This window comes from Pseudomonas sp. HY13-MNA-CIBAN-0226 (genome assembly GCF_040310305.1).
GTDB lineage: Bacteria > Pseudomonadota > Gammaproteobacteria > Pseudomonadales > Pseudomonadaceae > Aquipseudomonas > Aquipseudomonas gregormendelii.
The window spans coordinates 1-232 of sequence record NZ_JBEOPS010000681.1 but is presented as its reverse complement, the minus strand read 5'-3'; the positions used below and the strand labels follow the sequence as shown (position 1 = coordinate 232).

Annotated in this window: 1 protein-coding gene; it reads left to right on the top strand. The window is 65.5% G+C overall.

What is annotated here, in order from left to right; genetic code table 11:
• Positions 1-232 (top strand): PrgH/EprH family type III secretion apparatus protein (locus AAEZ05_RS30415; RefSeq protein ID WP_350650409.1); only part of this gene is annotated, 232 nt, incomplete at both ends.

Below are 232 nucleotides of genomic sequence, written 5' to 3'. Positions count from 1 at the left end.
GCTGGAGGCCTTGTTGCTGGAGCAGGAGCCGCACCTGGCGTTTCATCGCATCGACCTGGCTGACCCGGCGCAGCCGCGGTTGCTGGTCAGTGCCCAGCGCAATGTACTGACGCCCCAGGATCAACTGCGGCTGCAAGGCTTGCTGCGCGAAGCCGCACCCTACGCCGGTGACGTAGCGATTGTCAGCAGTGACGACGGGCTGTTGGCGCGTCAGGCCGAACAAGGGCTGCAA